This window comes from Streptomyces hygroscopicus subsp. hygroscopicus (assembly GCF_001553455.1).
GTDB lineage: Bacteria > Actinomycetota > Actinomycetes > Streptomycetales > Streptomycetaceae > Streptomyces > Streptomyces hygroscopicus.
This window is the reverse complement of record NZ_BBOX01000214.1, coordinates 1-5,589: the sequence shown is the minus strand read 5'-3', so window position 1 is coordinate 5,589 and position 5,589 is coordinate 1. Positions and strand designations below refer to the sequence as shown.

Here is a 5,589-nt window from a genome sequence, read left to right as displayed (position 1 = left end):
ACGTCCACATCCGCGCCCGACAGCCGCGCACCGGCCAGCGCCTGGCGGATGACCCGCTCCTGGGACGGCCCGTTCGGCGCGGTCAGACCATTGGACGCCCCGTCCTGGTTCACCGCACTGCCCCGCACCACGGCCAGCACCCGATGCCCGTTGCGCCGGGCGTCACCCAGCCGCTCCAACAGCACCAGACCCACACCCTCGCCCCACCCCGTGCCGTCGGCGGCGTCCGCGAACGCCTTGCACCGGCCGTCCGGCGCCAGCCCCCGCTGACGGCTGAACTCGATGAAGATCCCGGGAGTGGACATCACCGTGGCACCGCCCGCCAGCGCCATCGAGCACTCGCCCGAACGCAGCGACTGGCTCGCCAGGTGGATCGCCACCAGGGACGACGAACACGCCGTGTCCACCGTCACCGCCGGCCCCTCGAACCCCAGCGCGTAGGAGATCCGGCCGGAGGCGACACTGGGGGTGGTCCCGGTCAGGATGAAGCCGCCGTCCGCGTCGTCCGGCACCTCGTGCATCCGCGGTCCGTAGTCCTGCGCCATCACACCGGCGAACACGCCCACGCGGGCGCGGCGCAGCGCGTGCGGATCCAGCTGCCCGCGTTCGATCGCCTCCCAGGCCGTCTCCAGCAGCAGCCGCTGCTGCGGATCCATCGACTCGGCCTCGCGCGGGGAGATGCCGAAGAAGTCGGCGTCGAAGCCCGCGGCGTCGTCCAGGAAGCCGCCCCGGCGGGGGCAGGAGGTGCCGGTGTGCTCGGGGTCGGGACGACCGAGCCGGTCCAGCTTCCAGCCACGGTCCTCGGGCAGGTCCGACAGGCCCTCGTCCCCTGCGACGATCAGCTCCCACAGCGCTTCGGGGGTCACGGCCCCGCCCGGGTACCGGCAGGCCATGGAGACGATGGCGATCGGCTCATCGGGGTCCGCGTTCGCGGGGGCCGGTGTCCCGTGCGGTGCGGGCCCGCCGAGTCCGCTCCGCAGGCGTTCGATGACGTGCTCCGGCGTGGGGCAGTCGAAGATCAGGCTGGTGGGCAGGTGCCTCCCGGTCACGGAGCCCAGCCGGCGGCCGAGTTCGGCACCGGTGATCGAGTCGAAGCCCAAGTCCTTGAAGGTGCGGTCCAGTTCGACGTCGTCGGGGCGCGCGTGGCCGAGGACGGAGGCGATCACGCCCCGGACCAGTGCGGGCAGGGAAGCCGTGGGCTCCGCGACGGCGGCCGTGTCCTCCGGCTGTCCGGCTTGTTCCGCTCGTTCCCGGGATCGTTCCGCTTGTTCCCCGGATCGTTCCCCTTGTTCCCCTTGTTCCCGGGAGGGGGTTACGGCGTCGGCGTCGCCGGAGGCGCCGGCCGCGTCCGGGGTGGTGTCGAGCCAATGGCGGGTGCGCTGGAAGGCGTAGGTCGGCAGGCCGACGCGGTGTCCGCCCCGTTCGGCACAGTGCGACGCCCAGTCCACCGGTGCGCCCTGGGTGTACGCCTGTGCCACCGACATGAGCATGCGGTCCCAGCCGCCCTGGCCGCGCTGGAGCGAACCGGTCACCGCCCCGGCGCCCGCCAGGGTCTCCTCGATGGCGGGCACCAGCACCGGGTGCGGGCTGCTCTCGACGAACCGTGTGCAGCCGGCGGCCGACAGGGCGCGCGTGGCCTGCTCGAAGCGGACCGGATGCGCGAGGTTGCGGTACCAGTAGTCGGCGTCGAGCCCCTCGGTGCCGAAGCGGTCTCCGGTCAGCGTCGAGTAGAAGGCGATGTCGCAGGCGCGCGGGGTGATGCCGGCGAGCAGGCCGAGCAGTTCCTCGCGCACCGGGGCGACCCGCGGTGTGTGCGAGGCGTAGTCCACCGCCCGGACGAGGCGGGCCCGCACCCCACCGGCTTCGTAGGCGGCCACCAGTGCGTCCACCGCGGCCGCGGTCCCGGCCACGACCGTCCTGGCCGGACTGTTGACCCCCGCGACGCCGAGGTCCGCTCCGTAGGCGGCCAGGTCCTCGCGCACGCGGTCGACGGGCAGCGGTACCGACGCCATCTTCCCGGTGCCGGCCAGCTTGCGGACCGCCTTGCCGCGTTCCGCCACGACCTTCGCGGCGTCCTCCAGCGACAGCGCCCCGCACACGTAGGCGGCGGCGACCTCCCCCTGGGAATGTCCCACCACCGCCTCGGGTTCGACCCCGAGGGAACGCCACACGGCGGCCAGGGACACCATCACCGCGAACAGCACCGGCTGGAGCACATCGCTCCGGTCCCCGGGCGGCGCGCCCCGCGCCTCGCGCACCACGTCCATCAGGGACCAGTCGGTGTGCGGCGCGAAGGCGTCCGCACACGCCTCCAGCTCGGCCCGGAAGACGGGGGACGACTCCCGCAGCCCCTCCGCCATCCCGGCCCACTGGCCGCCCTGCCCGGGGAAGACGAACGCCGTCGCGCCGTCCCGGGTCCGCCCGGTGGCCGTACGGGCTCCGAACTCGCCCCGTGCCAGGGCGCCGAGTTCGGCGAGGAGGTCCTGCCGGGTCCGGCCGAGCAGGACCGCCCGGTGGTCGAACGCGGTCCTGGTCGCCGCCAGGGACCATGCCACGTCCACCGGACGCAGCTCCTCGCGGTCGGCGACGAACTCCTCCAGCCGGCCGGCCTGCGCGAGGAGGGCCGCCCTGGTACGGGCCGATATCACCCAGGGAACCGCACCGCCGTCCGGTACCGGCGGCGCCGTCCCCGCCGTGGGGGCGGGCCCGGTCCGGGCGGTGCGCCGGGGGGCGGAGGCCAGGACGACATGGCAGTTGGTGCCGCCGAGGCCGAAGGAGGACACACCGGCGAGGCGCTCACCGTCGTTCCCGTCCGGCCATGGGGTGAGCGTCCGGACCATCCGCAGGTGCCCTTCCTCGAAGGGAATCCCCGGGTTCGGCTCCTCGAAGTTCAGGCTGGCGGGTATCTCGGCCTCGCTGATCGCCAGGACGGTTTTGAGCAGGCCGACGATGCCCGCGGCTCCCTCCAGATGCCCGACGTTGGTCTTCGCCGACCCCAGCAGAAGCGGCTGGTCGTCGTCCGCGCGGGGAGCGCCGAGCACGGTGGCGAGGGCGGACGCCTCGACGGGGTCTCCGGCTCTGGTCCCGGTCCCGTGCAGTTCGACGTAGCTCACCGTGCGCGGATCGACTCCGGCGTTCCGGTACGCGGACGCGAGCACCGCGCGCTGGGCGTCGGCGCTGGGTGCCGTCAGGGTCCTGCTGGGGCCGTCGTTGTTCACGGAGCTGCCGCGGATCAGACAGTAGATCCGGTCGCCGGCCGCGAGCGCCCGGGACAGCGGCTTCAGGAGGACCATGCCACCGCCCTCGCCCCGTACGAAGCCATTGGCGCGGGCGTCGAAGGTGCGGCACCGGCCGTCGGGGGACAGCGCCCCCAGACGCGCCATGGCATACGCGCTCTCGGCGACCAGGTTGAGGTTCACCCCGCCCGCCAGGGCGAGGGTGGCCTCGCCCGAGCGCAGGCTGGCGCACGCCAGATGCACGGCGACCAGGGACGAGGACTGTCCGGAGTCCACGGTGAGGCTGGGGCCCTGGGCGCCGAGCAGATAGGACAGACGGTTGGCGATCATGCTGCGGTGCAGGCCGGTCGCGCTCCAGTGCGGGGCCGACTCGCCGCCGCGCCGGTCGTGCAGAAGGGCGTAGTCGTCCCAGATGGCGCCGACGAACACCGCGGTCCCGGTGTTGCGCAGGGTCGCGGGAACGTGCCCCGCGTCCTCCAGCGCCTCCCAGCCGAGTTCCAGCACCAGCCGCTGCTGCGGGTCCATACCGGCCGCTTCGCGGGGCGAGATGCCGAAGAACCCCGCGTCGAAGCCGCCGACCTCGTCGAGAAACGCGCCCCAGCGGGCGCTCGCGGTGCCCTGAGGGGCCGTCTCCGGATCGAACCGCCCACTGCCCCAACGGCCGGGAGGTACCTCGGTGACGGCGTTTCCTCCGTTGCGCAGCAGCGACCAGAACTCTCGGGGACCGGCTGCCTTCGGCAATCGGCAGGACAGACCGACGACAGCGATCGGCTCGTTCGGGAGAAGGGGCTCGGACATGGGGTCTCCAGTCGGCGGAGTGCGGCTGGTCTTTTCCTGACAGATCGCCGACGCACCGGGTCGGCGGCCTGGAAGAGCTGGGGCGAACGAAACACTCGGACCACGCCGGACCAGGTGCCTCATCACTCGGATCAGAGACATATCCGCAGATCGGATCCGCGATTTCGCCAAGCGAATCACCGGCGGCCGTCGCGCCACAACCTCGACGGACCACCAGTGCCTGTTCGTCTACCGATCGTTGCCCGTGTGGCCAGCCCCCGCAGCTCCGGCGGGGCGCCGGGCACAGCTATCCAGCCGAACCGGAACTCATATCACACCGGCCCGGATGGCATAGGAGACCACATGGGTCCGGTTCTTCAGGTTGAGCTGCTTCATCAGCCCGTAGAAGATGTTCTTTATCGTCCGCTCCGAGTAGGAGAGCTCCCGGGATATCTCGGCGATGCCGTAGCCCTCGGCGGCCAGCCGCAGCACATCTATTTCCCTGGACGTCAGACCGGACGAGGTGAGCCCCCGGGGGGCGAGAATCTCTTTCTGTACGCGCTGCACATGATCCAGCAGATCACCTTGCAGCGAAGCGGGAAAATACGCACCACCAGAATTTACCAGGCAGATTGCGTTGATGAGTTTCGCATGAGAGAAGTCCGACCGCCACAGCACCGCACGGACCCGTAAGTCAGCGGCCTCCGAGTAGTCGGCGTTCCATTTGTTGCCCACGATCAGGACGAAGCCGCCCGCAGGCTTTTCGAACTTCCCGAGAAGATCCATCGTCGTCGTGTTCACCGTGTCCGCGAATACCACGACGACGTCCGCCTGTGCACCCCCCTCGGACCGGGCCAGCGCGACTTGAGGCGCCTTCTCAATGGAACTCATAAGCCCGATCGAGGTTATTGGATCTTCCGCATGAACCGCCACTCGAATGGCACACATAGGGCCCCCACTGATCGAATGATCCCCGTTGCACGGCACAGACGGAGCATGCGACACCGTCAATCCGGCACATTCAGCAGCTAGGATCGCTCCACGCGTAGTTGATAATCGCACGAAGCCCGTGCGGACCAAGGTACCCGCCCCTCCGAACGACTACTTTTAGGGAAAAGTCACATGGTTCATCCACGGGGGCACCCGGCCTCGCCGGCCGGGAAACACGATGGAAACGCGAGCTGGCGCGGATAACAGCGCAGGTAATGGCGGGTCAACGAAGGTGATCGGGATTCGCGCGGCGCGCGGGAACGGGCGCGGCGCGGCAGAGCGGAGGCGCTCGTTTCGTATTTGCGGAATCCTTCTCCGCGATATACACGATTCCTCTTGTGAAGTGGTCCGGCCGACCGGTCGGTGAAAGGTTTCCTCCGCCTGGTACGCCGGGTCCGCGCCCACCGGGCCCACCGGGGCCACCGGGGCCACCGGATTCACCGGGACCACCGGATTCACCGGGGCCACCGGGGCCACCGCGCCCACCGGGCCCGCGGCGCCGGACCCGGCCGCGGACCCGGCCCCGTACGGGCCACCGCTCGCGCCCCCGGCGCCGCCGCAGGCACACACGGCGCGGCGGCGCCCC

2 protein-coding genes are annotated in these 5,589 nt (G+C 71.1%); both read right to left on the bottom strand.

From position 1 onward, the window contains the following. Positions 1–4,034, bottom strand: a 4,034-nt coding sequence (locus AXW62_RS22350; protein ID WP_159060936.1) for a type I polyketide synthase, incomplete at its 3' end; no start/stop codon positions are given. A 306-nt stretch (positions 4,035–4,340) separates the two neighbouring features. After that, positions 4,341–4,904, bottom strand: coding sequence for a response regulator transcription factor (locus tag AXW62_RS22345; RefSeq protein WP_060946101.1), 564 nt, complete (start codon positions 4,902–4,904; stop codon positions 4,341–4,343). Between the last annotated feature and the right edge of the window lie 685 nt (positions 4,905–5,589).

Excerpts from the sequence above, each read along its gene's own strand:
- AXW62_RS22345 (WP_060946101.1), bottom strand. The coding sequence starts at position 4,904 with ATGAGTTCCATTGAGAAGGCGCCTCAAGTCGCGCTGGCCCGGTCCGAG.